The following is a 1,810-nucleotide window of genomic DNA, read 5'->3' as shown; positions in this document are numbered from 1 at the left end:
ATTGTGGATTTGGATAGGTTACTACCACCAAACCATTATAAAGGATTTTTTTATGGAAAAATTAAGTTGCAGAAAATTCAGTTTTATAATTTGTGTTGAATTATTTTAGTGCGACACTAGTGAGAAAAAATAATTAAAAAAGAAGCGTAACCTATTTACCCATGTTAAGAAGGATTATAGGTTACGCTTTATTAATATTCTTAGTAGATAGAATTGAATAAATTAGAAAATTCTAGCAAAAACAGATAGGGTAATGATTTGAATACTACTGGTATACAGGAATTTCTAAGTAAAGTGTGAATGGTTTAATATTATAGACTTCATTTAAAACATTACTTAAAGTTCTTACTTGCTTAGAAGCCCATCCTATATCAGTAGCATATTGATGCTGTGGTTTATTTTTTTTCTCCATAGCTTCTGGATTCCAACGCATTTCATATAGCGTATTTTGAAGGTACTCACCACGCAAATAACCCTCGCCAATAAAAGCAGCGCCACCTATGATAGCAGCTTCAGGTGTAAACCAGCCTTCACTATAAGCTCTTTTAGAACCATTTTCGATTGCTACACCATCATTAGCGCCAATTCCGTACATGTTATATACTTTTTTTCCATTGTACTCTATACCATTTGCAAGTTCAGAAGTACCATTTCCAGTTTCTAAAATAGCATGAGCCATTAAATAAATCTCATTAACACCAAATTGTGATCCTGCTTGAACAAATGCCTCTCCTTTACCCTCTAATATACCTTTTCCTTTGAGATATTGATTTAATACATCTGCAGATATACCAGTTGGTTTTCCTAAATTCATAAATTGAAATCTTTGTACAGCATCATTAGCAAAATTAGCTGGATTTAGATAAGTTTCTACATCTGATGAACGAGCATTACGCCATGTATACGTTATGCGGTACCAATTATCACTGTCTTCTAAAATAGATAATTCGGTATCTTTTTTAACTGTTCCATACAGAAAGCTACTTGCATTTTTTTCAGCGTATACATTTGAATCAGCATTAACAAGTCTAACTTTAGAGTTGCTTTTACCTGCCAATGTACTATGAATATAGAGGGTTTCGTACTTAGTTCCATCTTTATATTTTATCTTCCACCATTTAGTACTTCCAGAAGATGAATCACCCATAATATTATCATCTAATACAATAAATTCAGCATAGCGTTTTACAGAAGCATAAATATTACTAGTATCAGTTAATGTTGGAGATGTTCTTAAGTTAACTTCACTTCCAGCAACATAGCCTCTATCGTAGACACTTACATGTTCTTTACTAACATATGCTGGTGAATTTTTGTATAAATCCGTTTGTGGAGCAGCTGTCATTTGCATGGATACCGCATTAGCTAATGTAAGGTTATAATTATTATAAGAGATAATCGGTGCATTCTTAAAAGAGTCATTTTCATTTACAGCTTCGCCTTGATTCTTAGGAACTAACTTAATCATGACAGCTTCCACTTGTTTAGCACCATTTTCTGTACCAGCTTTCATACCATTTTTAGCCCAACCTAACCATCCATAATCTTGCGAATGTACACGGTAATAGACATCATAATGGTTGTTCATTTCACCCGTTAAGCTAATTTGAATTGCTTCGACACGCTTACTTTCCCCAGGTTTCCCACTAATGGCACCGTCAGAGACAGAATCTAGCCAACTATAGTTTTCAACATGGGTTTTGTAAGAAATACCACCAGAATAAGGAGCGTTTTTTAGCGCAACACTTAAGGCTTCAACGCGTTTGTTTTGCCCCGTTGTACCAGAGACAGCTCCGTCCTTCACCGTATT

1 protein-coding gene is annotated in these 1,810 nt (G+C 34.4%); it reads right to left on the bottom strand.

Features of this window, described 5'->3' with window-relative positions; translation table 11 throughout:
• Positions 1-265 precede the first annotated feature (265 nt).
• Positions 266-1,810 (bottom strand): glucosaminidase domain-containing protein (locus F9279_RS21335; protein WP_193224661.1); only part of this gene is annotated, 1,545 nt, incomplete at its 5' end.

Origin of the sequence: Bacillus sp. B1-b2, from assembly GCF_009183415.1 — a bacterium.
In the GTDB taxonomy this organism is placed as follows: Bacteria; Bacillota; Bacilli; order Bacillales; family Cytobacillaceae; genus Niallia.
The sequence above is the reverse complement of the archived record's forward strand: the minus strand, read 5'-3'. Positions and strand labels throughout refer to the sequence as shown.